This window comes from Saliniramus fredricksonii, from assembly GCF_900094735.1.
GTDB classification, from domain to species: Bacteria; Pseudomonadota; Alphaproteobacteria; order Rhizobiales; family Beijerinckiaceae; genus Saliniramus; species Saliniramus fredricksonii.
Map to the genome: position 1 here is coordinate 143,332 of NZ_FMBM01000001.1, position 25,927 is coordinate 169,258.

Consider the following 25,927-nt stretch of genomic DNA (forward strand, 5'->3'; position numbering starts at 1 on the left):
ATCAGGCCGCGTGATCGCGACGGCCGCCACCGGAGCGACCTCCCTCTTCATTCATGCGCTTGTCCTGGGCCATGGGATCATGCTCCAGGATCTCGCCCTTGAACACCCAGACCTTGATGCCGCAGGCGCCATAAGTGGTGAACGCCGTGGCCGTACCATAATCGACATCGGCGCGCAGCGTATGCAACGGCACGCGGCCCTCGCGATACCATTCGATACGCGCGATCTCCGCACCCCCCAGACGACCCGCGCAGTTGATGCGAATGCCCTCGGCGCCCAGACGCATGGCCGACTGAACGGCCCGCTTCATGGCGCGCCGGAAGGCAACGCGACGCTCGAGCTGCTGCGCAATGGATTCCGCGATCAGGGTGGCATCGATCTCCGGCTTGCGCACCTCGACGATGTTGATCGTGACCTCGCCGTCCGTCATGCGACCGACGAGCCTGCGCAGCTTCTCGATATCCGCACCCTTCTTGCCGATCACCACACCCGGACGCGCCGAATGGATGGTGACGCGGCACTTCTTGTGCGGACGCTCGATCACGATGCGCGAGACCGCAGCCTGCTTGAGCTGCTTGCGCAGCGCTTCGCGGATGGCGACGTCTTCGTGCAACAGGCGGGCATACTCACCCTTGGGGGCGAACCAGCGCGAATCCCAGGTGCGGTTGATACCCAGCCTGAGGCCGATCGGGTTGACCTTGTGACCCATTCTGTCCTCCTCAGGCCTGTTCGGCTTGTTCACGAACCACGATGGTGAGGTTCGAGAAAGGCTTCAGGATACGCGCACCGCGTCCGCGGGCCCGGGCGTGAAAGCGCTTCATGACCAGCGCCTTGCCCACGAAGGCCTCCTTGACCACCAGATCGTCCACGTCGAGATCATGGTTGTTCTCGGCATTGGCGATGGCGCTCTCGAGGCACTTCTTCACGTCGCGTGCGATGCGCTTGCGGGAAAACTCGAGATCGGCGAGCGCGGTCGCGACCTTCTTGCCGCGAATGAGCTGCGCCACGAGATTCAGCTTCTGCGGGCTCACACGAAGCATGCGCAGAACCGCCTTGGCCTCGGTTTCACCCAGCGCGCGGGGGGTAGCCGGCTTGCCCATGTTACCGCCTCTTCGCCTTCTTGTCCGCCGCATGGCCCGGGAAGGTGCGCGTCGGCGAAAACTCGCCGAACTTGTGGCCCACCATCTCCTCGCTCACGCTGACAGGAATGTGTTTGTGTCCGTTGTACACACCGAAAGTGAGCCCAACGAACTGCGGAAGGATCGTGGAGCGACGGCTCCAGATCTTGATGACGTCGTTGCGACCCGATTCACGAGCCGCCTCGGCCTTCTTGAGAAGATAGCCGTCAACGAACGGCCCCTTCTTGATTGAACGTGCCATGGCGCGCTCCTTACCTCTTCTTGCGGGCGTGGCGGCTCGTCACAATGAACTTGTCCGTCCGCTTGTTGGACCGGGTCTTGTGACCCTTGGTGGGCTTACCCCAGGGCGTGACCGGATGGCGACCGCCGGAAGTCCGGCCCTCACCACCGCCATGCGGGTGATCGATCGGGTTCATCACGACGCCGCGATTGTGCGGACGCTTGCCGAGCCAGCGATTGCGGCCCGCCTTGCCCATCGAGATGTTCATGTGGTCCGGGTTCGACACCGCACCGACAGTCGCGAAGCAGCGACCATGCACCAGACGCTGCTCGCCGGAACCCAGGCGCACAGCGACGTAACCGCGGTCACGACCGACGATCTGGGCATAGGAACCCGCCGACCGGGCGACGGAGCCGCCGCGACCGATCTTGGTCTCGATATTGTGCACCACCGTCCCGACGGGGATATTCCCGATCGGCATGGCGTTACCCGGCTTGATGTCCGCCTGCTCCGCAGCGGTGACCTTGTCACCGGCTGACAGTCGCTGCGGCGCCAGGATATATGCCTTCTCGCCGTCTTCATAGGCAATCAGTGCGATATAGGCCGTACGGTTGGGATCGTATTCGATCCGCTGCACGGTTGCCGTATCACCCAGACGCGCCCGGCGCTTGAAATCGACCACGCGATAGGTGCGCTTGTGGCCGCCACCGCGGAAGCGCACCGTGACGCGCCCCGTATTGTTACGACCACCCTTGGAGGACAGACCCTCCGTCAGGGATTTCTCGGGCTTGCCCTTGTAGAGGCCCGAGCGGTCGACGATCACGAGCTGACGCAGGCCCGGCGTGATCGGTTTGAAACTCTTCAAAGCCATCGGATCACTCTCCTAACCGCTCAAAGGCCCGTAGTCACATCGATCGTCTGGCCCTCTTCGAGGGTGACGATTGCTTTCTTGACGTCATTCCGGCGCCCCTTGATGCCACGGAAGACCTTGACCTTGCCCTTGGTGACGGCGACGTTGACTGCCTTCACCTTGACGCCGAAAAGCTTTTCGACGGCGGACTTGATCTGCGGCTTCGTCGCAGTGGGGGCCACCTTGAAGACGACCTTGTTATGCTCCGAAAGAAGGGTGGCCTTCTCGGTGATCACCGGAGCGATGATCACGTCGTAATGGCGCGGATCGATGCTCATTTGAAGCGCGCCTCCAGCGCATCCACAGCCGCCTTCGTGAGAACCAGCTTCTCACGACGCAGAATGTCATAGACGTTGATCCCCTGAATGGGCAACACGTCGATATTCGGGATCGAGCGCGCGGCCAGCTTGAAGTTGGCCTCCACCTCGGCACCGCCAATGAACAGCGCATTGGCCAGCCCGAGCTTGCCGAAACGCTCCCTGAGCGCCTTGGTCTTGGGCTCGGCCGCCGTGATATCGTCGACAACGATCAGCGCATCGCTCTTCGCCTTGGCGGAAAGCGCGTGCTTCAGCGCGAGTGCGCGGACCTTCTTGGGAAGATCATGCGCATGATCGCGCGGAAGCGGACCGAAAGCCCGGCCACCGCCGCGGAACTGCACGACACGGGCATTGCCGTGACGGGCGTTACCGGTGCCCTTCTGGCGAAACATCTTCTTGCCGGTACGCGCGATTTCGCTGCGCGTCTTCACCTTGTGGGTGCCGGCACGACGCTTGGCGAGCTGCCAGCGCACGCAGCGCTGGATCAGGTCGGCGCGCGGCTCCAGACCGAAGATGGCCTCGTCAAGCTCGACCGAACCGGCATTATCGCCTTCGAGCGTGGTGATATCGATCTTCATCACGCATTCTCCCCGTTCTGCTCGACCGGCGCTGCATCGGCGGCCTCGACTGCGGCCTCAGGTGCGGCGGCACCGTTCTCGCGGAACTTGCCCGGACGCGGCGCGTCCTCGGGAAGCGCGCGCTTCACGGCATCACGGATATGGATATATCCGCCCTTCACGCCCGGAACCGCACCGGCCACGAGGATCAGCCCCCGCTCCGGATCGGTCTGAACGACCTTCAGGTTCTGCGTGGTCACGCGCTCGGCACCGAGATGCCCAGGCATCTTCTTGCCCTTGAACACGCGCCCGGGATCCTGGTTCGCACCCGTCGAACCGATCGAACGGTGCGAGATCGAGACGCCGTGTGAAGCACGCAGACCCGCAAAGTTCCAGCGCTTCATGCCGCCCGCGAAACCCTTACCCGTGGAGGTGCCCGTCACATCGACGAACTGGCCCGCCACGAAGTGATCGGCAAGGATTTCAGCCCCCACCGGGATCACGGCGTCTTCGCTGACGCGGAATTCCGCAAGCTTGCGCTTGGGCTCGACCTGGGCCTGCGCGAAACGACCGCGCTCGGCTTTCGAGACGTTCTTGACCTTGGCCTTGCCGACGCCGACCTGCAGCGCCACGTAGCCGTTCTTGTCCTTGGTCCGATGCGCGACCACCTGACATTGGTCGAGCTTCAGGACCGTGACCGGGATGTTTTCACCGTCGTCGTTGAAGACGCGGGTCATCCCGAGTTTTTGCGCGATGACGCCTGAGCGCATGAGCGTGTCCTCTCGGCGTGTTTAAGCCAAAAGCTCTGGAGCGCGAAGCTCAGAGCTTGATCTCCACATCCACACCCGCCGCGAGGTCGAGCTTCATCAGCGCGTCCACGGTCTGCGGGGTGGGATCGACGATATCGAGAACGCGCTTGTGTGTGCGCATCTCGAACTGTTCGCGCGACTTCTTGTCGATGTGCGGCGAACGCAAAACCGTGAAACGCTCGATCCGGGTCGGAAGCGGGATGGGCCCGCGAACCTGAGCACCCGTGCGCTTGGCGGTTGACACGATTTCACGTGTCGACGCGTCAAGCACGCGATGATCGAACGCCTTCAGGCGAATACGGATATTTTGACCGTTCATGGGGAAGCCCCGTCAACATGAGAAAGCGCGGCCTGCGGCGAGGCCGCGCTTTGAGAAAGGTTGTTCGATCAATCCAGGACGGCGGCGACGACGCCGGCGCCGACGGTGCGACCGCCTTCGCGGATGGCGAAGCGCAGCTTTTCTTCCATGGCGATCGGCACGATCAGCTCGACTTCCATCGCCACGTTGTCACCCGGCATCACCATCTCGGTGCCCTCGGGAAGCTGCACGATCCCCGTCACGTCCGTGGTGCGGAAATAGAATTGCGGACGATAGTTGTTGAAGAACGGCGTATGACGACCGCCCTCCTCCTTCGTCAGGATGTAGGCCTCGGCCTTGAACTTCTTGTGCGGCTTCACCGAACCCGGCTTGCACAGAACCTGCCCACGCTCCACATCCTCGCGCTTCGTGCCACGCAGCAGAACGCCGACATTGTCGCCCGCCTGGCCCTGGTCCAGAAGCTTGCGGAACATCTCGACGCCCGTCACCGTCGTCTTCACCGTGTCGCGGATGCCGATGATCTCGACTTCCTCGCCAACCTTCACGATGCCGCGCTCAACGCGACCCGTCACAACCGTACCGCGACCCGAAATCGAGAAAACATCCTCGATCGGCATCAGGAACGGCTGGTCAATCGGACGCTCAGGCGTCGGAATGTACGAGTCAACCGTCTCCATCAGCGCAAGAACCGCGTCACGGCCAATCTCCGGAGAACGATCCTCCAGCGCGCACAGCGCAGAACCCTTGGTGATCGGAATGTCGTCGCCGGGGAACTCGTAGCTCGACAGAAGCTCGCGAACCTCAAGCTCGACAAGCTCAAGAAGCTCCTCGTCATCAACCATGTCAACCTTGTTGAGGAAGACAACCAGTCCCGGAACACCAACCTGACGCGCAAGAAGAATGTGCTCACGCGTCTGCGGCATCGGACCGTCAGCCGCAGAAACCACAAGAATCGCGCCATCCATCTGCGCAGCACCCGTGATCATGTTCTTCACGTAGTCCGCGTGGCCGGGGCAATCAACATGCGCATAGTGACGGTTCGCCGTCTCGTACTCGACATGCGCCGTCGAAATCGTGATCCCGCGCGCCTTCTCCTCAGGAGCCTTGTCAATCGTGTCATACGCCATGAATGACGCACCACCAGACTCCGCCAGAACCTTCGTAATCGCCGCAGTCAGCGACGTCTTGCCGTGGTCAACGTGACCAATCGTGCCGATGTTGCAGTGCGGCTTGTTACGTTCAAACTTTTCCTTGGCCATGGCAGCACCCAGATGTTGTTCGGTTGATCTTCGTGGTGGGAGTTCAGGCGTATTTCGCCTGAACCTCTGCAGCCACGTTGGAAGGGACCTGCTCGTAGTGATCGAACAGCATGGTGTAATTGGCGCGACCCTGGCTCATGGAGCGCAGCGTGTTCACGTAGCCGAACATGTTGGCAAGCGGCACCATCGCATTGATGACCACCGCGTTGCCGCGCATGTCCTGGCCCTGGATCTGGCCGCGGCGGGAATTCAGATCGCCGATGACCGAGCCGGTATAATCTTCCGGCGTCGTCACCTCGACCTTCATCACCGGCTCGAGAAGGACCGAAGACCCCTTCTGCAGCGCCTCGCGCAAAGCGGCGCGGGAAGCGATTTCGAAGGCCAGCGCCGAGGAGTCGACTTCATGGAAGGCACCATCGATCAGCTCGACCTTGACATCGACGACGGGGAAGCCCGCCACGACGCCGGCCCCGAGGACCGACTCCAGACCCTTCTGAACGCCGGGGATGTATTCCTTCGGAACGGCACCACCGATGATCTTGGATTCGAAGGAAAAGCCCTCACCCGGCTCGGCGGGCGAGACATTGAACTTCACCCGCGCGAACTGGCCGGTACCACCGGTCTGCTTCTTGTGTGTGTAGTCGATTTCCGCCGCACGCGTAATCGTCTCGCGATAGGCCACCTGCGGCGCGCCGATATTGGCGTCGACCTTGTAGGTGCGCTTCAGGATGTCGACCTTGATGTCGAGATGCAGCTCGCCCATGCCCTTGAGAATGGTCTGACCGCTTTCGAAATCCGTGGAGACGCGGAAGGAGGGATCCTCCGCCGCGAGCTTCGACAGGGCGAGACCCAGCTTTTCCTGGTCGGCCTTGGATTTCGGCTCGATCGCGATCTCGATGACCGGCTCCGGAAATTCCATCTTTTCAAGAACCACCGGCTTCGACGAGTCGCACAGGGTGTCACCGGTGCGCGTCTCCTTCAGGCTGGCCAGCGCGACGATGTCGCCTGCCATCGCAACCTTGATGTCCTCGCGGTTGTTGGCATGCATAAGGAGCATGCGTCCGACGCGCTCCTTCTTGTCGCGCAGCGGGTTCAACACCGAGGTGCCGGATTCGACCGTGCCGGAATAGACGCGGCAGAATGTGATCGTGCCGACGAAGGGGTCGTCCATGATCTTGAAGGCCAGCATCGAGAAGGGTGATTCGTCAGAGGGATCACGCGTGATCGGCTCTTCGGTATCGGGATGCAGACCCTTGATGGCGCCACGATCGACCGGCGAAGGCAGGTAATCCACCACCGCGTCGAGCAGGGGCTGGACGCCCTTGTTCTTGAAGGCGGAGCCGCACATGACCGGATGGAAGGCGCGTTCCTGAACCGCCTTGCGGACGAGTTCGACGAGCTTCTCCTCGGAGGGCTCTTCGCCGTCGAGATAGGCCGTCATCGCGTCGTCGTCGAGCTCGACGCAGGCCTCGATCAGCCTGGTGCGATACTCGGCAGCCTGATCCTGCAGATCAGCCGGGATCTCGTCGTCGCGGAATTTCGCGCCGAGCGTCTCTTCTTCCCAGATGATCGCCTTCATGCGGATCAGGTCGATGACACCCTTGAAATCCGCTTCGGCACCGATCGGCAGCTGCAGGCAGACCGGCTTGCCGGCCACGCGCTTGATGATGTCCTCGACGCAATTGAAGAAATCGGCGCCGATCTTGTCCATCTTGTTGACAAAGACGACGCGCGGAACATCGTATTTGTCCGCCTGGCGCCAGACCGTCTCGGTCTGCGGCTCGACCCCCTGGTTGCCGTCGAGGACGCAGATCGCCCCGTCGAGCACGCGCAGGGAACGCTCGACCTCGATTGTGAAGTCGACGTGGCCGGGGGTGTCGATGATGTTCAGGCGATGATCGCGCCAGAAGCAGGTCGTCGCAGCCGAGGTGATCGTGATGCCACGCTCCTGCTCCTGCGACATCCAGTCCATCGTCGCGGCACCATCATGGACTTCGCCGATCTTGTGCGACTTGCCCGTGTAGAACAGGATCCGCTCGGTCGTCGTCGTCTTGCCCGCATCGATATGGGCCATGATGCCGAAATTGCGGTAATTGGAGATGGGCGTATATCGGGCCATCGTGATCACTCCAGTCGGACGTGCCGGCGTTACCAGCGGTAATGCGAGAAAGCGCGGTTCGCTTCCGCCATGCGGTGCGTATCCTCGCGCTTCTTCACGGCGCTTCCACGGTTATTGGCCGCATCCATCAGCTCGCCCGAGAGACGCTCGACCATGGTCTTGTCGTTGCGTGCGCGGGCGGCCTTGATCAGCCAGCGAATAGCGAGAGCCTGCCGACGCTCGGGACGAACCTCGACCGGGACCTGATAGGTCGCACCACCGACGCGGCGAGAACGCACCTCGATCGCCGGCGCGACGTTCTCGAGCGCCTGGCGGAACACCTCGATCGGATCGGTCTTGGTCTTCTCTTCGATGATGTCGAAGGCGCCGTAGACGATGCCTTCGGCAGTGGACTTCTTGCCGTCATACATCACCGAGTTCATGAACTTGGTGAGAACGACGTCCCCGAATTTCGGATCCGGGATGATTTCACGCTTTTCTGCGCGGTGGCGGCGGGACATGCGAAGGCTCCGTCCAGAATTCTCGTCAGATGCCCGAAATCGCTTCGGGCGCTAGCTCACTTCGGACGCTTGGCGCCGTATTTCGAACGGCGCTGCTTGCGGTCCTTGACGCCCTGGGTATCGAGGACGCCGCGCACGATGTGATAACGCACACCGGGAAGATCCTTCACGCGCCCGCCGCGGATCATCACCACGGAGTGCTCCTGAAGGTTATGCCCCTCACCCGGGATATAGCCGATCACCTCGAAGCCGTTTGTCAGGCGCACCTTGGCGACCTTGCGCAGAGCCGAGTTCGGCTTTTTCGGCGTCGTCGTGTAGACGCGCGTGCAGACGCCGCGCTTCTGCGGGCACGCTTCCAGCGCCGGAACCTTGTTCCGGCTCTTCTGGGCTATCCGCGGCTTGCGGATCAGCTGGGAAATCGTCGGCATCCTCTGCCCTCTTCCTTTGGCCGCCCGGCGGCCGGCCTTACCTCTCGGCCACTTGCGCGACCACATGTAACCCGATCCCGATCGCGCACTGGGCGCGGCGATCCGGAAATTCCGTTGCTCCGGGACAGAAAACACGCCTTGCGCCAGGAGCGCAAAACGAAACCGCGCCATCGGCCCGTGAGAGCCTTTGGCGCGCTGCCACGCAGAGGACCACGCAAACGCGGTCTTGCCCCAAAGAGCTGACTGTCGTCAGACGTATTTGAGCGGCGACGGCGTTTAGACTGCGTGGTTCAGGGTATGGCACCCCGAAAACTGCCGATCTACGGCCCGTCGGTAAGTGGCCGCTTTCTAAGCCCGTCTCGCCCGCAAGTCAACAGGCAAATCCCGGCTTTCGCGGGGTTTGCCAGCGATTTCGTCGCACATACGGGTTGCGGCCCGGCCAGCGAGGTGCCGGGGCCGTTTCCCCGTGGCGTCAAACGCAAGTTCGCGCATGGAGAACCTGCCGACAGCGCAGGAAAAGTACGCCCGCCTGGGAACGGTGCAAACTGTTCCCTTGCAACGAAAAAAGGGCCGCCCGGCGGGCGACCCTTTCGATTCGCGTATCGGGCGGGATGATCCACCCGATCCCGGCGCCGACCTCATTCACCGGCCGTGGGCAGATGTCCGGCCGATTCGCTGCCTGCGGCTTGCGATTGCTGCGCCTTCTGCTGGAGAATCAGATCGTCACGACGCGTGGCGATCTGCTTCAGATCGGCATGCAGCGCACCCGTACCCGCCGGTATCAGGCTGCCGACGATGACGTTCTCCTTCAGGCCTTCGAGCGTGTCGACCTTGCCGTTGACAGCCGCCTCGGTGAGCACGCGGGTGGTCTCCTGGAAGGACGCGGCCGAGATGAAGGACCGCGTCTGCAGGCTCGCCTTGGTGATGCCGAGCAATACCGGATTGCCCTCGGCGGGCTTGCGACGCTCGGCGACCAGCCGCTCGTTGAGCTCGTTGAATTCGAGACGATCCATCTGCTCACCGGCGATCAGGTCGCTGTCGCCGCCATCGGTGATTTCCACCTTCTGCAGCATCTGGCGCACGATCACCTCGATATGCTTGTCGTTGATCGTCACGCCCTGCAGACGATAGACCTCCTGAATCTCGTTCACGAGATAGGCGGCCAGTTCCTCCACACCCTTGATCGCCAGGATATCGTGGGGCGCGGGATTGCCGTCGACGATGAAATCGCCGACCTCGACCACGTCGCCATCCTGCAGATGGATATGCTTGCCCTTCGGGATCAGATATTCCACCGGCTCCGATTCGTCATGCGGCGTGAGGGTCAGGCGGCGCTTGTTCTTGTAATCGCGCCCGAACGCGATCGTTCCCGACTTCTCGGCGATGATCGCGGCCTCCTTGGGACGACGGGCCTCGAACAGTTCCGCCACACGCGGCAGACCACCCGTAATGTCACGGGTCTTGGCGCTCTCGGTCGAGACGCGTGCGAGCACGTCACCGGCCTTGATCGATGTGCCCGGATCGGCGGCGATGATCGCCTCGACCGGGAGCAGCGAGCGGGCCTCACCGCCACGCGGTGTCATCAGGATCTGTCCCGCGTCATCGACCACCGTGACCGCCGGCTTCAGATCGGAGGTACGTGGTGAGCCGCGCCAGTCGATAACGACACGCTTGGCGATGCCGGTGGCGTCGTCGACCGTCTCGACGATCGAACCGCCATCGACCAGATCCTCGTAGGCGACCTTGCCGTCGACCTCGGCCAGGATCGGGCGGGAATAGGGATCCCATTCCGCGATGCGCTGGCCGCGCTTGATGGTGTCACCCTCATCGACACGCAGACGCGCACCGTACTGGATGCGATGAACAGCCCGTTCGACGTCGTCATTGCCGACGATGACCACGGCGAGGTTGCGCCCCATTGCGACGAGATCGCCGTCGGAATTGCGCGCCACATAGCGGTTGCGGATCTTCACCGTGCCCTCGAAGGAGGATTCGATGAAGGAGGTATCCGCAATCTGCGCCGCGCCGCCGATATGGAAGGTGCGCATGGTCAGCTGTGTACCCGGCTCACCGATCGACTGTGCCGCGATGACACCGACCGCCTCGCCCATATTGACGGGCGTGCCACGGGCGAGATCACGCCCGTAGCAGGTGGCGCAGACGCCGTTCTTGGTCTCGCAGACGAGAACCGAGCGGATCTTCACCTCCTGGATACCGGCGGCGTTGATCTGCTCCATGTGGCTTTCCTCGATCATCGTGCCCTTCGACACGATGACCGCACCATCCGCATCGACGACATCCTCGCCGGCGGTGCGCCCGAGGATGCGCGAGGCGAGTGTCGCCACGACCTGGCCGGCATCGACGATGGCGCGCATCGAGATACCCTTCTGCGTGCCGCAATCCACTTCGCGGATGACGGCATCCTGGGCCACGTCGACCAGGCGGCGGGTGAGATAGCCGGAATTGGCCGTCTTCAACGCCGTATCCGCGAGGCCCTTGCGGGCACCGTGGGTGGAGTTGAAGTATTCGAGCACGTCCAGACCTTCCTTGAAGTTGGAGATGATCGGCGTCTCGATGATCTCGCCCGAGGGCTTGGCCATCAGCCCGCGCATGGCGGCGAGCTGCTTCATCTGGGCGGGCGAACCACGCGCACCGGAATGCGACATCATGTAGATGGAATTCACCTGCTCGTCGCGCCCGGCATCGTCCTTGCGGACGGTCTGGATGCGCTGCATCATCTCGCCTGCGAGCTTGTCGGAGCACTTGGCCCAGGCATCGACCACCTTGTTGTACTTCTCGCCCTGCGTGATCAGACCGTCCTGGTATTGCTGCTCGTAATCCTTCACGAGCACACGGGTCTCCTCGACGATCGACCATTTGTTGTCGGGAACGACCATGTCGTCCTTGCCGAAGGAAATCCCGGCCTTGAAGGCGTGGTAGAAGCCCGTCGCCATGATCCGGTCGCAGAAGATCACCGTCTCCTTCTGCCCGCAATTGCGGTAGACCGTGTCGATCATCGCGGAGATTTCCTTCTTCGTCATCAGCTTGTTGACGATGTCGAAGGACATGCGCACGCTCCTGGGCAGGAGCTGCCCCAGAATCGCGCGACCAGGCGTGGTGTCGTAGATCTGCGTGAAAGTGCTGCCGTCCTCCGCCACGTTCTGGGCGCGGAACTTGATCTTCGAGTGCAGCGAGATCGACTTCTGGTACAGCGCGTGATCAAGCTCGCCCATATCGCCGAAGACCATGCCCTGGCCCGGCTCACCATCCGCCATCATGGTCAGATAGTAGAGACCCAGCACGATATCCTGCGACGGCACGATGATCGGCGCGCCGGAGGCGGGGTGCAGGATGTTGTTCGTCGACATCATCAGCACGCGCGCTTCCAGCTGGGCCTCCAGGGAGAGCGGCACGTGGACGGCCATCTGGTCGCCGTCGAAATCCGCGTTGAAGGCGGCGCAGACAAGCGGGTGCAGCTGGATCGCCTTGCCCTCGATCAACACGGGCTCGAAAGCCTGGATGCCGAGACGGTGCAGGGTCGGGGCCCGGTTGAGCATGACGGGATGCTCACGGATCACCTCGTCGAGAATATCCCAGACCTCGGGACGCTCCTTCTCGACCAGCTTCTTGGCCTGCTTCACCGTTGCCGAATAGCCCTTGGCGTCGAGCTTGGCGTAGATGAAGGGCTTGAACAGCTCCAGCGCCATCTTCTTGGGCAGGCCGCACTGGTGCAGCTTGAGCTCGGGGCCCACGACGATCACGGAACGACCGGAATAATCGACGCGCTTGCCGAGCAGGTTCTGGCGGAAGCGCCCCTGCTTGCCCTTGAGCATGTCGGAGAGCGACTTCAGCGGACGCTTGTTGGCACCGGTGATGACGCGCCCGCGCCGGCCGTTATCAAACAGCGCATCGACCGATTCCTGCAGCATCCGCTTCTCGTTGCGGATGATGATGTCAGGCGCACGCAACTCGATCAGGCGCTTGAGGCGGTTGTTCCGGTTGATCACGCGGCGGTAGAGATCGTTCAGATCCGACGTTGCGAAGCGACCGCCGTCGAGGGGCACCAGCGGGCGCAGATCCGGCGGGATCACGGGGATGACCGTCATGATCATCCATTCGGGCTTGTTGCCCGATTGCAGGAAGGCCTCGATGATCTTGAGGCGCTTGAGCAGCTTCTTGGGCTTGAGTTCGGAGGTGGTTGTCGCGATCTCGTGACGCAGATCGACCGCGATCTTTTCCAGATCAAGCTCGGTGAGGATCTTGCGGATCGCTTCCGCGCCGATCATGGCGGTGAAGCTGTCCTCGCCATACTCGTCCTGCGCGCGAAGATATTCCTCTTCCGAAAGGAGCTGACGCTCCTTCAGGGCGGTGAGGCCGGGCTCGATGACGACATAGGATTCGAAATACAGGATCCGCTCCAGATCCTTCAGCGTCATGTCGAGCAGGAGGCCGATGCGCGAGGGCAGCGACTTCAGGAACCAGATATGCGCCACGGGAGCGGCGAGTTCGATATGGCCCATGCGATCGCGGCGCACGCGCGCGAGGGTGACCTCGACGCCGCACTTCTCGCAGATGACACCCTTGTACTTCATGCGCTTGTACTTGCCGCACAGGCACTCGTAATCCTTGATCGGACCAAAGATCCGCGCACAGAAAAGGCCGTCGCGCTCGGGCTTGAAGGTCCGGTAGTTGATGGTCTCCGGCTTCTTGATCTCGCCGAACGACCAGGACAGGATCTTCTCAGGGCTCGAAAGCGAGATCTTGATCTGATCGAAGGTCTGCGGCGCGGCGGCCGTGTTGAAAAGATTCATGACCTCTTGGTTCATCGCCGTCTCCTCGCTGGATGAGGACCGCAACGGTCTCCCCATCCGAAAACGCACAGGGGCGCGGGGGTTTCCCCGCGCCGTCTCAATCTCGCATCATCCGTGAACGGACAGCCTCACTCCGCAGCCTCCGAAGACGGCGGCAGTTCGTTCTGGGTGCCGGCCTTCGAATTCTTCAGCTCGACGTTCAGACCGAGCGAGCGCATCTCCTTGACCAGCACGTTGAAGCTCTCCGGAATGCCGGATTCGAAGGTGTCGTCGCCACGCACGATGGCCTCGTAGACCTTGGTGCGGCCCGCCACGTCGTCCGACTTGACCGTGAGCATCTCCTGCAGCGTGTAGGCGGCGCCATAGGCCTCCAGCGCCCAGACCTCCATCTCGCCGAAGCGCTGACCACCGAACTGCGCCTTGCCGCCCAGCGGCTGCTGGGTGACCAGCGAATAGGGGCCAATCGACCGGGCGTGGATCTTGTCGTCCACGAGGTGGTGCAGCTTCAGCATGTAGATGTAGCCCACCGTCACCTGCCGATCGAAAGGTTCGCCGGTGCGCCCGTCATAGAGCGTGACCTGGCCCGAGCGGTTGAGCCCGGCCATTTCGAGCATCTGCTCGATATCGGCCTCCTTGGCGCCGTCGAAGACCGGCGTCGCCATCGGCACGCCGCGGGTGACGTTGGAGCCGAGTTCGACCAGCGTCTGCTCGTCGGCATCGGCCAGCCCCTCATCCTCGCCGTAGATGCGGGTCATGGTCTCGCGCAGGGGCGCGATATCCTGCGTGCGCCGCCAGCCCTCGATCGCCTCGTTGACCTGACGCCCGAGCCCGGCTGCGGCCCAGCCCAGATGCGTCTCCAGGATCTGCCCGACATTCATGCGGCTGGGCACGCCCAGCGGATTGAGCACGATATCGACCTGGGTGCCGTCCTCCAGGAAGGGCATGTCCTCGACCGGGACGATCCTGGACACCACGCCCTTGTTGCCGTGACGGCCGGCCATCTTGTCGCCCGGCTGCATCTTGCGCTTCACCGCGACGAAGACCTTGACCATCTTCATCACGCCCGGCGGCAATTCGTCGCCGCGCTGCAGCTTCTCGACCTTGTCGAGGAAGCGCTGCTCAAGACGCTTCTTCGATTCGTCATACTGTTTCTGGATCGCTTCGAGCTCAGCCATGCGGGCATCATCCGCCACCGCGAAGGCCCACCATTGCGAACGCGGGATGTCGTTGAGCGCCTCGCGAGTGATCTCGGTATCCTTCCTGAAGCCTTTTGGCCCCGCGATACCGGTCTGGCCCACCAGCAGCTCGCCGACGCGCGCATAGGTGTTGCGGTCGAGAATGGCCTGCTCGTCGTCGCGGTCCTTGGCCAGACGCTCGATTTCCTCGCGCTCGATGGCCTGGGCGCGCTCGTCCTTGTCGACGCCGTGGCGGTTGAAGACGCGCACCTCGACCACCGTGCCCGAGACGCCCGGCGGGATGCGCAGCGAGGTGTCACGCACATCGGAGGCCTTCTCGCCGAAGATGGCGCGCAGAAGCTTTTCCTCCGGCGTCATCGGGCTCTCGCCCTTGGGCGTGATCTTGCCCACGAGGATGTCGCCCGGATGCAGTTCGGCACCGATATAGACGATTCCCGCCTCGTCGAGATTCTTCAGCGCCTCTTCCGAGACGTTGGGAATGTCGCGGGTGATCTCTTCCGGCCCGAGCTTGGTGTCACGGGCCATCACCTCGAATTCCTCGATATGGATCGAGGTGAAGATGTCGTCCATCACGATCCGCTCGGAGAGCAGGATGGAATCCTCGAAATTGTAGCCGTTCCAGGGCATGAACGCGACGAGGACGTTGCGGCCCAGCGCCAGCTCGCCGAATTCCGTGGAGGGGCCGTCGGCGATGATGTCGCCCTTGGCCACCACGTCACCGACACGCACCAGCGGCTTCTGCGTGATGCAGGTGTTCTGGTTGGAGCGCTGGAACTTCTGCAGACGATAGATATCGACACCGGGCTTGCCGGGATCGGTCTCTTCCGTGGCGCGGATGACGATACGCGTGGCATCGACCTGGTCGATCACCCCGGCACGCCGGGCGCCGATCGCGGCGCCCGAATCGCGGGCGACCACGGCCTCCATGCCGGTGCCGACGAAAGGCGCATCCGCACGCACCAGCGGCACGGCCTGACGCTGCATGTTCGAGCCCATCAGGGCGCGGTTGGCGTCGTCGTTCTCGAGGAAGGGGATCAGCGCCGCAGCGACGGAGACGAGCTGCTTGGGGCTCACATCCATCAGATCGACCTTGTCGGGCGGTGCCACCACGACTTCACCGGCCTTGCGGCAGATCACCAGTTCCTCGGTCAGGCGGCCCTCGCCGTCGAGCGCGGTATTGGCCTGCGCCACGTTGTACTTGGCCTCTTCCATGGCGGAGAGGTAGATCACCTCGCCGGAGACCTTGCCCTCGACCACCCGGCGGAAGGGGGTCTCGATGAAGCCGTACTTGTTCACGCGCGCGAAGGTGGCGAGCGAGTTGATCAGACCGATATTCGGGCCTTCCGGCGTCTCGATCGGGCAGATGCGCCCGTAATGGGTCGGGTGCACGTCGCGCACTTCGAAGCCGGCGCGCTCACGTGTCAGCCCGCCAGGGCCGAGCGCCGAGAGACGACGCTTGTGGGTGACCTCCGATAGCGGGTTGGTCTGGTCCATGAACTGCGAGAGCTGCGAGGAACCGAAGAACTCGCGCACAGCCGCGGCCGCCGGCTTGGCGTTGATCAGATCCTGCGGCATCACCGTGTCGATATCGACGGAGGACATGCGTTCCTTGATGGCGCGCTCCATGCGCAGCAGCCCAAGGCGGTACTGGTTCTCCATCAGCTCGCCGACCGAGCGCACACGGCGGTTGCCGAGATGGTCGATGTCGTCGATCTCGCCCTTGCCGTCGCGCAGGCCGACCAGCGCCTTGACCACGGCGAGGATATCCTCCTTGCGCAGGGTGCGCACGGTATCCTCGGCATCGAGATCGAGACGCATGTTCATCTTCACGCGGCCCACAGCCGAGAGGTCATAGCGCTCGGCATCGAAGAAAAGCGACTGGAACATCGCCTCGGCGGTCTCGATGGTCGGCGGTTCGCCCGGACGCATGACCCGGTAAATGTCGAACAGGGCCTCCTCGCGGGTGCTGTTCTTGTCGGCAGCGAGGGTGTTGCGGATATAGGGACCGATATTGATGTGGTCGATGTCGAGCACCGGAATCGCGTCGAAGCCGGCATTGGCCAGCGTCTCGAGCAGCTTCTCGGTGATTTCCTCGCCTGCCTCGGCATAGATTTCGCCGGTATTGGCATCGACGGCATCCTCGGCCACGTACTGGCCGACGAGATCCTCGTTGCTCGCGCGCAGGGCAGTGACGTTCTTGTCCGCAAGCTGGCGCACGACGCGGGCGGTCAGGCGCTTGCCGGCCTCGAGCACGACTTCGCCGGTATCGGCGTCGATCAGATCCGCGGTCCCCTTGAAACCCTTCATGCGCTCCGAATTGAACGGCACACGCCAGCCTTCCGCGTCACGGCTGTAGGTGACGCGGTCATAGAAGGTGGCCAGAATTTCCTCGGCATCGAGACCGAGCGCATAGAGCAGCGACGTTGCCGGGATCTTGCGCTTGCGGTCGATACGGGCATGCACGATGTCCTTGGCATCGAATTCGATGTCGAGCCAGGAACCGCGATAGGGAATGATCCGCGCAGCGAAGAGCAGCTTGCCCGAAGCATGCGTCTTGCCCTTGTCATGATCGAAGAACACGCCGGGCGAACGGTGCATCTGCGAGACGATGACGCGCTCGGTGCCATTGATGATGAAGGTGCCGTTATCCGTCATCAGGGGCATGTCGCCCATGTAGACGTCCTGCTCCTTGATGTCCTTGACGGACTTGGCCTGCGTGTCGGGATCCACGTCGAACACGATCAGACGCAGCGTCACCTTCAGGGGCGCTGCGAAGGTGATGTCGCGCTGACGACACTCGTCGACATCGAATTTCGGCGCCTCGAAGGTATATTTGACGAATTCGAGCAGGGCCGTTCCGGCGAAATCCGAAATCGGGAAGACCGACTTGAAGACGGCCTGCAGCCCGTCATCGGGACGCCCGCCCTGGGGCTCGTCGACGATCAGGAACTGGTCGTAGGAAGCCTTCTGAACCTCAATGAGGTTGGGCATCTCCGCCACTTCCCCGATCTTTCCGAAGAATTTGCGAATGCGCTTGCGACCTTGCAGCGTGTTGGCCATGTCCGACCTTGCTCCTCATGCACGGCTGACCGGGTCTCCCGGCCCTGTCGATGGCGTCGGAACGCCTGGTCAGCCGTCCGGCTGTGCGCCGGTTGAAACGAAAGCGGGGGATCGCCGATCACCCCGGCCCTGAGCGAAGGAGTGCCCGCTCCCTCGCGCCCCTCCCCCGCGCCTTTGCCGCCGCTGCGGAGGGGGTGGATACCGCCCGGCGCACCGGACGGCAACGACGGCCCCGGGAAAACCCGGGACCGTCGGAACGCAATTCAGGCAGAAACCGCGATCGCGGCCACCTGATTACTTCAACTCGACCTTGGCGCCGGCCTTCTCAAGCTGAGCCTTCAGCTTGTCGGCCTCTTCCTTGGGAACGCCTTCCTTGACGGCCTTGGGCGCGCCTTCGACCAGGTCCTTGGCCTCCTTGAGGCCGAGACCCGTGATGCCACGGACTTCCTTGATGACCTCGATCTTCTTGTCGCCGGCAGCGGCAAGAATGACGTCGAATTCGGTCTGCTCCTCGGCAGCTTCGGCAGCGCCACCGGCAGCCGGAGCCGCAGCGACGGCCACGGCTGCGGAAGCGGAGACACCCCACTTCTCTTCGAGCATGGTCGCGAGCTCGGCAGCTTCGAGGACGGTGAGCGACGAAAGGTCGTCGACGAGCTTGGCAAGATCAGCCATTGTCTTTGATCCCTGATAGGTTCGAACGATGTTGGGTTTGAAGGATGGGCGTCAAGCCGCTTCCTCGGATTTGGCATAAGCGCTGAACACGCGGGCGAGCTTCGCCGCCGGCGCGGTGGAGAGCTGGGCGATCTTGGTCGCGGGGGCATTGATGAGCCCCACGAGCGTGCCGCGCAGTTCGTCCAGCGAGGGCATGGAGGCAAGCGCCTTCACACCATTCGCGTCCAGAGCCGTCACCCCCATCGCCCCGCCGAGAATCCTGAGCTTCTCGTTGGACTTGGCGAATTCGGTGGCGACTTTCGGCGCCGCGACCGGATCGTCGGAATACGCCAGAAGGGTAGGCCCCTCCAGGTATTGCGCGATGGACGCGACATCCGTGCCTTCGAGAGCGATCTTGGCGATGCGGTTCTTCGTGACCTTGACGGTGGCGCCGGCCTGCTTCATCTGCGCGCGCAGCTTCTGCATGTCGGCAACCGTCAGACCCGAATAGTGGGCCACGATGACAACGCCCGTATTCGCAAATACGTCGTTGAGCGTCGTGACGAGCTCGCGCTTTGCTGCTCTTTCCACTGGGCTCTCTCCGACTTGAGCGGAAACGCCTCGAAGGGCGCTCCGCCGGTTGCACTTGCCGCTCGTTCGCCTCGGGGCTGCCGAGGCCGCAACGTGCGGCCGTTCAAGCAAGCCCTGTCCCCCATTCCGCGCATACACGCTTCGGGCGAGATGGTTCGAACCTCATGCAACGACCCGCAAACAGCGGGCGATGCGGCAATCGGTTTTCCCCGTCTGTGCCGGCCCCTCGCGGGTTCAAGCCTTGCGGCACCTGCAGTCTCGGACAGGACAGATCCGGATGAGACGGGCATTCCCGCCACGTCCGGCCTTCCACAGCCCGACGGATCGGGCCGATTTGCGCTAAAACAAGAAGTCGCCCCGGTGAGGCGCACAAGATCCAGTTGAATACGCAAGTGGCCTCCATAACCCGTCAGGGCCCTGATGCCAAGGGGAAAATGGCGAAAAAGTCAAGACCCTTTCGCCACCACCCGCGAGGCACCTGCCGAACACGCAGAACGACAGATGCCGAAAGTGCTTACGCGCCGACGACGCTGCCCACTTCGAGCTTGAGGCCCGGCCCCATGGTCGAAGTGATCGAGACACGCTGGATATAGGTCCCCTTGGCGCCCGCCGGCTTCGCCCTCGCCACTGCATCGGCGAAGGCCTTGATGTTCTCGGCCAGCTTGTCGGCCTCGAAGGAGAGCTTGCCGACGCCGGCATGGATGATGCCGGCCTTCTCGACGCGGAACTCCACCGCGCCGCCCTTGGCGGCTTCGACGGCGCCCTTGACGTCCATGGTCACCGTACCGACCTTGGGATTCGGCATCAGGCCACGCGGGCCCAGAACCTTGCCGAGGCGCCCGACCAGCGGCATCATGTCCGGTGTGGCGATGCAGCGATCGAAGTCGATCGTGCCGCCCTGGATGGTCTCCATCAGATCCTCGGCGCCAACGATGTCGGCACCTGCGGCACTGGCCTCGTCGGCCTTGGCGCCGCGCGCGAAGACGGCGACCCGCACGGTACGGCCGGAACCGTTGGGCAGGTTGCAGACGCCGCGGACCATCTGGTCGGCGTGACGGGGATCGACCCCGAGATTCATCGCGATCTCGATGGTCTCGTCGAATTTCACGCTGGCGCGCTCCTTGAGGATACCGATCGCCTCACCGAGCTCGTACAGCTTGTTGGCATCAAGCCCTTCGCGGGCCTTGCGGATGCGCTTGCCTTCTTTCGCCATGTCGCTCTCCTCAGCCCGTGACCTGAATGCCCATGGAACGGGCGGAGCCTTCGATCATCGCGGCAGCTGCCTCGACGCTGTCGCAGTTGAGATCCACCATCTTCTTCTCGGCGATCTCCCGCACCTGCTCGGGCGTGACCTTGGCGATCGTGCTCTTGCCCGGCGTCTGCGAGCCGCTCTTGATCCCCGCCGCCTGCTTGAGGAAGTAGGAGACCGGGGGCTGCTTCATCTCGAAGGTGAAGGACCGATCCTGATACGCGGTGATGATCACCGGGATCGGGGTGCCCTTGTCCATCTGCTGGGTCTTCGCGTTGAAGGCCTTGCAGAATTCCATGATATTCAGACCACGCTGACCCAGAGCCGGGCCGATCGGCGGGGACGGATTGGCCGCGCCGGCGGGGACCTGAAGCTTGATGTATCCCGCGATTTTCTTCGCCATGGGACTGCTCCACGTACGAACGCACCGGTTGCCGACCGGAGTGTTCATGGGTTTGCAGGGCGCGGTGCGGCCGGTCTGGGCCCGGATGGCGACCGGGCGGGCCTCCCGCGCGATGAGGCGCACCGCAAGGCACGCCGCGCCGCAGACGGATCGTCAGGTCAGGCGACCTTCTCCACCTGGGCGTATTCGAGTTCGACCGGCGTCGCGCGGCCGAAGATCGAGACGGCAACCTTGAGGCGCGAACGCGATTCATCCACCTCCTCGACGACGCCGTTAAAGGATGCAAAAGGCCCGTCGGAGACGCGCACGGTCTCGCCGACCTCGAAGATCAGCGCCGATTTCGGGCGCTCGACACCCTCGGCCACCTGACCCTTGATTCGCTCCGCCTCGTGATCGGGAATCGGCAGCGGCTTGGCCTTGTCGGCCCCGAGGAAGCCCGTCACCTTTGGCGTATTCTTGATCAGATGATAGACATCGTCCGTCATCTCGCATTTCACCAGCACATAGCCGGGGAAGAACTTGCGCTCCGTATCGACCTTGCGGCCGCGGCGCACCTCGACGACCTTCTCGGTCGGCACGAGAATTTCCTCGAACATGTCTTCGAGCCCGCGCTGCGCGGCCTGGTCCTGCAGGGACTGCGCGACCTTGTTCTCGAAATTCGAATAGGCGTGGACGATATACCAGCGCTTTGCCATGACCGTCGCGCTCCTCAACCACCGAAACCGAGGATGAAACCCACGCCCCAGCGCAGGATCTGATCCACGACGAGGAAATACAGCGCGGCCAGGATCACCATGATGAAGACCATACCGGTGGTCACCATGGTCTCCTTGCGGGTCGGCCAGGTGACCTTCGAGCCCTCGGCGCGCACCTGCTGCATGAATTCGAACGGATTCGTCTTCGCCATCACTCTCTCGCCTGACGGGTCACCATCGCTCGCCCGTCGCTCTCGATTGCGGCCATGCGTCCGGGGACGGCGCGCGCCCCATATCGAACGGGCGCGGAGCCGCCATGGCCCGCGCCGCCCTGAAAAACAAACCTGCGAATACCGGTGCGGAGATGCATCCCCGTTTCCGTATTCGTCACATCCCCGCCGCTGGCAGGAGTGGAGGGACTCGAACCCCCAACCCCCGGTTTTGGAGACCGGTGCTCTGACCAGTTGAGCTACACTCCTAACGGCAGAAGCCGATCCGGGCAGCCTGATCGTGCGATCACGTCGACCCGGCCCGCAACGGCAGCGACGCATACCCCATCGCTATCCGAAACACAATCGCCTCGCACAGCGTTTTGCGCGAGGCGACGAGAATTATCAATCCAGGACGGCGGCGACGACGCCGGCGCCGACGGTGCGACCGCCTTCGCGGATGGCGAAGCGCAGCTTTTCTTCCATGGCGATCGGCACGATCAGCTCGACTTCCATCGCCACGTTGTCACCCGGCATCACCATCTCGGTGCCCTCGGGAAGCTGCACGATCCCCGTCACGTCCGTGGTGCGGAAATAGAATTGCGGACGATAGTTGTTGAAGAACGGCGTATGACGACCGCCCTCCTCCTTCGTCAGGATGTAGGCCTCGGCCTTGAACTTCTTGTGCGGCTTCACCGAACCCGGCTTGCACAGAACCTGCCCACGCTCCACATCCTCGCGCTTCGTGCCACGCAGCAGAACGCCGACATTGTCGCCCGCCTGGCCCTGGTCCAGAAGCTTGCGGAACATCTCGACGCCCGTCACCGTCGTCTTCACCGTGTCGCGGATGCCGATGATCTCGACTTCCTCGCCAACCTTCACGATGCCGCGCTCAACGCGACCCGTCACAACCGTACCGCGACCCGAAATCGAGAAAACATCCTCGATCGGCATCAGGAACGGCTGGTCAATCGGACGCTCAGGCGTCGGAATGTACGAGTCAACCGTCTCCATCAGCGCAAGAACCGCGTCACGGCCAATCTCCGGAGAACGATCCTCCAGCGCGCACAGCGCAGAACCCTTGGTGATCGGAATGTCGTCGCCGGGGAACTCGTAGCTCGACAGAAGCTCGCGAACCTCAAGCTCGACAAGCTCAAGAAGCTCCTCGTCATCAACCATGTCAACCTTGTTGAGGAAGACAACCAGTCCCGGAACACCAACCTGACGCGCAAGAAGAATGTGCTCACGCGTCTGCGGCATCGGACCGTCAGCCGCAGAAACCACAAGAATCGCGCCATCCATCTGCGCAGCACCCGTGATCATGTTCTTCACGTAGTCCGCGTGGCCGGGGCAATCAACATGCGCATAGTGACGGTTCGCCGTCTCGTACTCGACATGCGCCGTCGAAATCGTGATCCCGCGCGCCTTCTCCTCAGGAGCCTTGTCAATCGTGTCATACGCCATGAATGACGCACCACCAGACTCCGCCAGAACCTTCGTAATCGCCGCAGTCAGCGACGTCTTGCCGTGGTCAACGTGACCAATCGTGCCGATGTTGCAGTGCGGCTTGTTACGTTCAAACTTTTCCTTGGCCATGGCTTTGGTCCCTGACGCCTCGATTCCAGAGTGGGTGGCGATAGCTGCCGGTGGCGTAGTCACGGCTGCGCCTGTGCGCGCCCGCATAAAGCGCTTTGGTCTGCGCTTCAAGAGCAAAAACGCCAGAAGGCGTTCAAACTCCGCAACAGGAGCGATAGTGTACAGGCAACCCGGCAGGTCCCGGGCATGCCCGCAGTGCCGCCCATGGCCCGGGATGACTGATCGACGAGGGGTGGTCATGACAATGCGCGACGAAGATGACGGCACGCAGCCGGCAGAGGCCCACGCGTCCGATTGCCCGCCCGGCACGGAGCTCTCCGGCCTTCTCGTCGTCACCCTCGAACAGGCGGTCGCCGCGCCCTATGCCTCGAGCCGGCTCGCCGATGCCGGGGCACGCGTCATCAAGATCGAGCGGCCCGAGGGCGATTTCGCGCGCCGCTACGACACATGCGTCGACGGCGAGAGCGCCTATTTCGTCTGGCTCAACCGGGGCAAGGAATCGATCGCCCTCGATCTGCGCGATACGGGCGACAAGGCGGTGCTCGCCGCCATCCTCGCCAAGGCCGACGTGTTCATCCAGAACCTCGCCCCCGGCGCCGTGGCGCGCCTCGGATTCGATCAGGCCGAGCTGCGGGCGCGCCATCCGCGGCTGATCACCTGCGCCATATCCGGCTATGGCGACGAGGGCCCCTATCGCGATCTCAAGGCCTACGATCTCCTGGTGCAGGCCGAGAGCGGGCTCTCGGAGATCACCGGCACGCCGGAAGGCCGGGCCCGCACGGGCGTTTCGGTCTGCGATATCGCCGCCGGCATGACGGCCTATCAGAACATTCTCCAGGCGCTGATCGCGCGCGGCATCAGCGGGCGCGGTCGCCATGTCGCAGTCTCGCTCTATCATGCGCTCGCGGACTGGATGAACGTCCCTTACCTGCAATACGCCTATGGCGGCGTGACGCCGCAGCGTTGCGGGCTCAACCATCCGACCATCGCCCCCTATGGCGATTATGCCTGCGCGGATGGCAAATCGGTCCTGTTCTCCATCCAGAACGAGACCGAATGGCGCAATTTCTGCACGCAGGTGCTCTATCGTCCGGACGTCGCGGCGGATCCGCGCTTCATCAACAATCCCGCGCGCGTGCGCAACCGCCCGGCGCTGGATGCGATCATCGAGACCGTCTTCGCAGCCATTCCCCGCGACGCCATGGCAGCACGACTGGAGGCGGCCCGAATCGCCTATGGCCGCGTCTCGACCATGGCGGATCTGCGGGCGCATCCGCAAAACCGGTTCGTGACGGTGGAGACGCCGGCAGGGGCGGTCACCATGCTCGCCCCCGGCGCGCTGGCCGACGGACAGAGCCCGGCCCTGCGCCCGGTCCCCGCCCTCGATGCGCATGGCGCGGCCTTGCGGCGTGAATTCGGGGAATGATCAGCCGACGAGACCGCTATAGAGCAAGCGCGCGGCCATCAGTGCCAGAATGATCAGGATCAGCCGCTCAAAGGCCTTGCGGCTGAATTTCTTGCCGGCCCAGTGCCCGATCACCATGCCGAGCGCGATCGGCAGGAGCGCCAGCCAGCCCTGCAGGAAGCGCTCGAAGGTGAGAATCCCCGTTACGGCGAGCGCCACGGACTGCGTGCCGGTAAAAGCCAGAAACATGGCCGAGAGCGTGAAGACGAAGGTCTCGCGCGCCAGCCGCATTGCGTGGATGAAAGTCACGGTGATGGGCGCCGCAATCCCGGTCGCGCCCTGCAGGATCCCGCCGAAGAAGCCGACGGCCGGCGACCAGCGCCAGGCGGAATCGGGCGGGATCCGCATTTCCGGGCGCGCCAGCGAGAGCCCGATATAAAGCACCACCATGACCGCGAGCAGCAGCGACAAGGTCGTCGCCGGCAGCGCCGTCAACGCCCAGGTCCCGATGATGACGCCGACGAACCCCGTCGGCAGCAACGCCTTGAGGAAGCCGCTGCCTTCGCGATAGGCGTGGAACTTCCACAATTGCCAGATATTCGTCATCACGAGCGAGACCATCATGATGGCGATGGCGTGCTGCACGCCGAGAAAGGCGGCGAGAACCGGGATGGTGACCAGCGGCAGACCCAGCCCGGTCGCCCCCTTGACGAAACCGCCGAGCATCAGTCCCAGCGTGACCATCACGGCCGATTCAAGTTCCACGTATCCACCTCGTTCCAAGAATGCCCACCTGCCGCGCGATGCGAAAGCTATGCCCGCGCCGGCCTGCCCGCGCAACGGGCAGTCCCGCCATCCCGTCTGGGGCTGACGGGCCCGGACTGTCGCACGGCCTCACCGGCCAGCCACCATGAAGCCGCCAACGCGAATTTTTTCATGAACCGGACAGCGGCGGGTTGACACCGCGCGCCACCCTTTTCATAAGACGGCACACCGACGCGCTGCCCCGGCGGCATCGCGCGGCGGGGGAATGTCCCGAGCGGCAAAGGGGGCTGACTGTAAATCAGCTGGCGTAAGCCTTCGTAGGTTCGAGTCCTACTTCCCCCACCATTTCATGCTCCGAAAAAATTGATCTTTGACGAAATTTGGCATAAGCCGATCAGGAGGCAGGTCATCGAGGGTTGTGCGTCTGCGCTGCGAGCGATTCTGGCTGCGGCAAGGGTTGCGATCCTCACACCCGGGCGGGTGTAGCTCAATGGTAGAGCAACAGCCTTCCAAGCTGAAGACGGGGGTTCGATTCCCCTCACCCGCTCCATCGCCCTGCGGCGCGAAATGCTGCCATGCGCTGCAGATGGCCATCTCGGGACCGGTTCCGCCGGACCGCGAGATCGCTCAGCGGAGGCCCCGGTTTCGGGCATGTTGCCGCAGCCCCGCCGCAATTCCGGTTCATTCCCTTGCCTGTCACTTGGCAATCCGCCCAAGCG

23 protein-coding genes and 3 tRNA genes are annotated in these 25,927 nt (G+C 63.1%); 3 read left to right on the plus strand and 23 right to left on the minus strand.

The window, feature by feature from the left end:
• Position 1: 1 nt before the first annotated feature.
• The 22 genes from rpsC to tuf (GA0071312_RS00790) form a co-directional block, all read right to left on the minus strand.
• Positions 2-709 (minus strand): 30S ribosomal protein S3, encoded by a 708-nt coding sequence (gene rpsC, locus GA0071312_RS00685; protein ID WP_074443210.1) that lies wholly within the window; start codon positions 707-709, stop codon positions 2-4.
• 10 nt (positions 710-719) lie between these two features.
• Positions 720-1,100: a 50S ribosomal protein L22 gene (gene rplV / locus GA0071312_RS00690; RefSeq protein ID WP_074443211.1), complete on the minus strand. Its 381-nt coding sequence runs from the start codon at positions 1,098-1,100 to the stop codon at positions 720-722.
• A 1-nt stretch (position 1,101) separates the two neighbouring features.
• On the minus strand, positions 1,102-1,380 hold the full coding sequence (rpsS, locus tag GA0071312_RS00695) for a 30S ribosomal protein S19 (protein WP_074443212.1): 279 nt from the start codon (positions 1,378-1,380) through the stop codon (positions 1,102-1,104).
• Positions 1,381-1,390: 10 nt separating this feature from the next.
• On the minus strand, positions 1,391-2,230 hold the full coding sequence (rplB, locus tag GA0071312_RS00700; protein ID WP_074443213.1) for a 50S ribosomal protein L2: 840 nt from the start codon (positions 2,228-2,230) through the stop codon (positions 1,391-1,393).
• A 20-nt stretch (positions 2,231-2,250) separates the two neighbouring features.
• Positions 2,251-2,547, minus strand: a complete 297-nt coding sequence (locus GA0071312_RS00705) for a 50S ribosomal protein L23 (protein WP_074443214.1) — start codon at positions 2,545-2,547, stop codon at positions 2,251-2,253.
• On the minus strand, positions 2,544-3,164 hold the full coding sequence (gene rplD / locus GA0071312_RS00710) for a 50S ribosomal protein L4 (protein ID WP_074443215.1): 621 nt from the start codon (positions 3,162-3,164) through the stop codon (positions 2,544-2,546). Before rplD ends, GA0071312_RS00705 begins: the two co-directional genes overlap by 4 nt.
• Positions 3,164-3,913 carry a 50S ribosomal protein L3 gene (gene rplC / locus GA0071312_RS00715; RefSeq protein WP_074443216.1) on the minus strand — a complete coding sequence of 250 codons (750 nt, stop codon included), beginning with the start codon at positions 3,911-3,913 and terminating at the stop codon, positions 3,164-3,166. Before rplC ends, rplD begins: the two co-directional genes overlap by 1 nt.
• A gap of 49 nt (positions 3,914-3,962) precedes the next feature.
• Entirely contained in the window at positions 3,963-4,271 is a 309-nt protein-coding gene (gene rpsJ, locus GA0071312_RS00720; protein ID WP_074443217.1) for a 30S ribosomal protein S10, read from the minus strand.
• Between the two features lie 68 nt (positions 4,272-4,339).
• Positions 4,340-5,530: an elongation factor Tu gene (gene tuf / locus GA0071312_RS00725; RefSeq protein ID WP_074443218.1), complete on the minus strand. Its 1,191-nt coding sequence runs from the start codon at positions 5,528-5,530 to the stop codon at positions 4,340-4,342.
• Positions 5,531-5,573: 43 nt separating this feature from the next.
• Positions 5,574-7,649 carry an elongation factor G gene (gene fusA, locus GA0071312_RS00730; protein WP_074443219.1) on the minus strand — a complete coding sequence of 692 codons (2,076 nt, stop codon included), beginning with the start codon at positions 7,647-7,649 and terminating at the stop codon, positions 5,574-5,576.
• A gap of 29 nt (positions 7,650-7,678) precedes the next feature.
• Positions 7,679-8,149 carry a 30S ribosomal protein S7 gene (gene rpsG / locus GA0071312_RS00735; protein ID WP_074443220.1) on the minus strand — a complete coding sequence of 157 codons (471 nt, stop codon included), beginning with the start codon at positions 8,147-8,149 and terminating at the stop codon, positions 7,679-7,681.
• Between the two features lie 56 nt (positions 8,150-8,205).
• Positions 8,206-8,577 (minus strand): 30S ribosomal protein S12, encoded by a 372-nt coding sequence (rpsL, locus tag GA0071312_RS00740; RefSeq protein WP_074443221.1) that lies wholly within the window; start codon positions 8,575-8,577, stop codon positions 8,206-8,208.
• 638 nt (positions 8,578-9,215) lie between these two features.
• Positions 9,216-13,403, minus strand: a complete 4,188-nt coding sequence (gene rpoC, locus GA0071312_RS00745) for a DNA-directed RNA polymerase subunit beta' (protein WP_074443222.1) — start codon at positions 13,401-13,403, stop codon at positions 9,216-9,218.
• A 113-nt stretch (positions 13,404-13,516) separates the two neighbouring features.
• Positions 13,517-17,644, minus strand: a complete 4,128-nt coding sequence (rpoB, locus tag GA0071312_RS00750; RefSeq protein ID WP_074443223.1) for a DNA-directed RNA polymerase subunit beta — start codon at positions 17,642-17,644, stop codon at positions 13,517-13,519.
• A 294-nt stretch (positions 17,645-17,938) separates the two neighbouring features.
• Positions 17,939-18,316 carry a 50S ribosomal protein L7/L12 gene (rplL, locus tag GA0071312_RS00755; RefSeq protein WP_074443224.1) on the minus strand — a complete coding sequence of 126 codons (378 nt, stop codon included), beginning with the start codon at positions 18,314-18,316 and terminating at the stop codon, positions 17,939-17,941.
• A 51-nt stretch (positions 18,317-18,367) separates the two neighbouring features.
• Entirely contained in the window at positions 18,368-18,886 is a 519-nt protein-coding gene (gene rplJ, locus GA0071312_RS00760; RefSeq protein ID WP_074443225.1) for a 50S ribosomal protein L10, read from the minus strand.
• Between the two features lie 514 nt (positions 18,887-19,400).
• Positions 19,401-20,099: a 50S ribosomal protein L1 gene (gene rplA, locus GA0071312_RS00765; protein ID WP_074443226.1), complete on the minus strand. Its 699-nt coding sequence runs from the start codon at positions 20,097-20,099 to the stop codon at positions 19,401-19,403.
• Between the two features lie 10 nt (positions 20,100-20,109).
• The gene (rplK, locus tag GA0071312_RS00770; protein WP_074443227.1) at positions 20,110-20,538 is read right to left on the minus strand and encodes a 50S ribosomal protein L11; all 429 of its coding nucleotides are present in this window, start codon (positions 20,536-20,538) and stop codon (positions 20,110-20,112) included.
• Positions 20,539-20,696: 158 nt separating this feature from the next.
• Positions 20,697-21,233 carry a transcription termination/antitermination protein NusG gene (nusG, locus tag GA0071312_RS00775; protein ID WP_074443228.1) on the minus strand — a complete coding sequence of 179 codons (537 nt, stop codon included), beginning with the start codon at positions 21,231-21,233 and terminating at the stop codon, positions 20,697-20,699.
• A 14-nt stretch (positions 21,234-21,247) separates the two neighbouring features.
• Positions 21,248-21,445: a preprotein translocase subunit SecE gene (gene secE, locus GA0071312_RS00780; protein ID WP_074443229.1), complete on the minus strand. Its 198-nt coding sequence runs from the start codon at positions 21,443-21,445 to the stop codon at positions 21,248-21,250.
• 190 nt (positions 21,446-21,635) lie between these two features.
• A tRNA-Trp gene (locus tag GA0071312_RS00785) sits at positions 21,636-21,712 on the minus strand.
• A gap of 135 nt (positions 21,713-21,847) precedes the next feature.
• Positions 21,848-23,038, minus strand: a complete 1,191-nt coding sequence (gene tuf, locus GA0071312_RS00790; protein ID WP_074443218.1) for an elongation factor Tu — start codon at positions 23,036-23,038, stop codon at positions 21,848-21,850.
• Positions 23,039-23,276: 238 nt separating this feature from the next.
• Between tuf (GA0071312_RS00790) and GA0071312_RS00795 the strand changes: the two genes are divergently transcribed.
• A complete protein-coding gene (locus GA0071312_RS00795; protein WP_238947040.1) occupies positions 23,277-24,464 on the plus strand; it encodes a CaiB/BaiF CoA transferase family protein in 1,188 nt (395 codons plus the stop codon).
• On the opposite strand, the gene GA0071312_RS00800 is transcribed toward GA0071312_RS00795, so the two are convergent.
• Positions 24,465-25,208, minus strand: a complete 744-nt coding sequence (locus tag GA0071312_RS00800; protein WP_083204182.1) for a sulfite exporter TauE/SafE family protein — start codon at positions 25,206-25,208, stop codon at positions 24,465-24,467.
• Positions 25,209-25,467: 259 nt separating this feature from the next.
• Here GA0071312_RS00800 and GA0071312_RS00805 point away from each other — a divergent pair.
• Both GA0071312_RS00805 and GA0071312_RS00810 read left to right on the plus strand, forming a co-directional pair.
• A tRNA-Tyr gene (locus GA0071312_RS00805) sits at positions 25,468-25,553 on the plus strand.
• A gap of 131 nt (positions 25,554-25,684) precedes the next feature.
• A tRNA-Gly gene (locus tag GA0071312_RS00810) sits at positions 25,685-25,758 on the plus strand.
• Positions 25,759-25,927: the final 169 nt, after the last annotated feature.

Bases quoted from the DNA above. Each gene is read 5' to 3' on its own strand.
- rpsC (WP_074443210.1), bottom strand. From the start codon at position 709: ATGGGTCACAAGGTCAACCCGATCGGCCTCAGGCTGGGTATCAACCGC.
- rplV (WP_074443211.1), bottom strand. From the start codon at position 1,100: ATGGGCAAGCCGGCTACCCCCCGCGCGCTGGGTGAAACCGAGGCCAAG.
- rpsS (WP_074443212.1), bottom strand. From the start codon at position 1,380: ATGGCACGTTCAATCAAGAAGGGGCCGTTCGTTGACGGCTATCTTCTC.
- rplB (WP_074443213.1), bottom strand. From the start codon at position 2,230: ATGGCTTTGAAGAGTTTCAAACCGATCACGCCGGGCCTGCGTCAGCTC.
- GA0071312_RS00705 (WP_074443214.1), bottom strand. From the start codon at position 2,547: ATGAGCATCGATCCGCGCCATTACGACGTGATCATCGCTCCGGTGATC.
- rplD (WP_074443215.1), bottom strand. From the start codon at position 3,164: ATGAAGATCGATATCACCACGCTCGAAGGCGATAATGCCGGTTCGGTC.
- rplC (WP_074443216.1), bottom strand. From the start codon at position 3,913: ATGCGCTCAGGCGTCATCGCGCAAAAACTCGGGATGACCCGCGTCTTC.
- rpsJ (WP_074443217.1), bottom strand. From the start codon at position 4,271: ATGAACGGTCAAAATATCCGTATTCGCCTGAAGGCGTTCGATCATCGC.
- tuf (WP_074443218.1), bottom strand. From the start codon at position 5,530: ATGGCCAAGGAAAAGTTTGAACGTAACAAGCCGCACTGCAACATCGGC.
- fusA (WP_074443219.1), bottom strand. From the start codon at position 7,649: ATGGCCCGATATACGCCCATCTCCAATTACCGCAATTTCGGCATCATG.
- rpsG (WP_074443220.1), bottom strand. From the start codon at position 8,149: ATGTCCCGCCGCCACCGCGCAGAAAAGCGTGAAATCATCCCGGATCCG.
- rpsL (WP_074443221.1), bottom strand. From the start codon at position 8,577: ATGCCGACGATTTCCCAGCTGATCCGCAAGCCGCGGATAGCCCAGAAG.
- rpoC (WP_074443222.1), bottom strand. From the start codon at position 13,403: ATGAACCAAGAGGTCATGAATCTTTTCAACACGGCCGCCGCGCCGCAG.
- rpoB (WP_074443223.1), bottom strand. From the start codon at position 17,644: ATGGCCAACACGCTGCAAGGTCGCAAGCGCATTCGCAAATTCTTCGGA.
- rplL (WP_074443224.1), bottom strand. From the start codon at position 18,316: ATGGCTGATCTTGCCAAGCTCGTCGACGACCTTTCGTCGCTCACCGTC.
- rplA (WP_074443226.1), bottom strand. From the start codon at position 20,099: ATGGCGAAAGAAGGCAAGCGCATCCGCAAGGCCCGCGAAGGGCTTGAT.
- rplK (WP_074443227.1), bottom strand. From the start codon at position 20,538: ATGGCGAAGAAAATCGCGGGATACATCAAGCTTCAGGTCCCCGCCGGC.
- nusG (WP_074443228.1), bottom strand. From the start codon at position 21,233: ATGGCAAAGCGCTGGTATATCGTCCACGCCTATTCGAATTTCGAGAAC.
- secE (WP_074443229.1), bottom strand. From the start codon at position 21,445: ATGGCGAAGACGAATCCGTTCGAATTCATGCAGCAGGTGCGCGCCGAG.
- tuf (WP_074443218.1), bottom strand. From the start codon at position 23,038: ATGGCCAAGGAAAAGTTTGAACGTAACAAGCCGCACTGCAACATCGGC.
- GA0071312_RS00795 (WP_238947040.1), top strand. From the start codon at position 23,277: ATGACAATGCGCGACGAAGATGACGGCACGCAGCCGGCAGAGGCCCAC.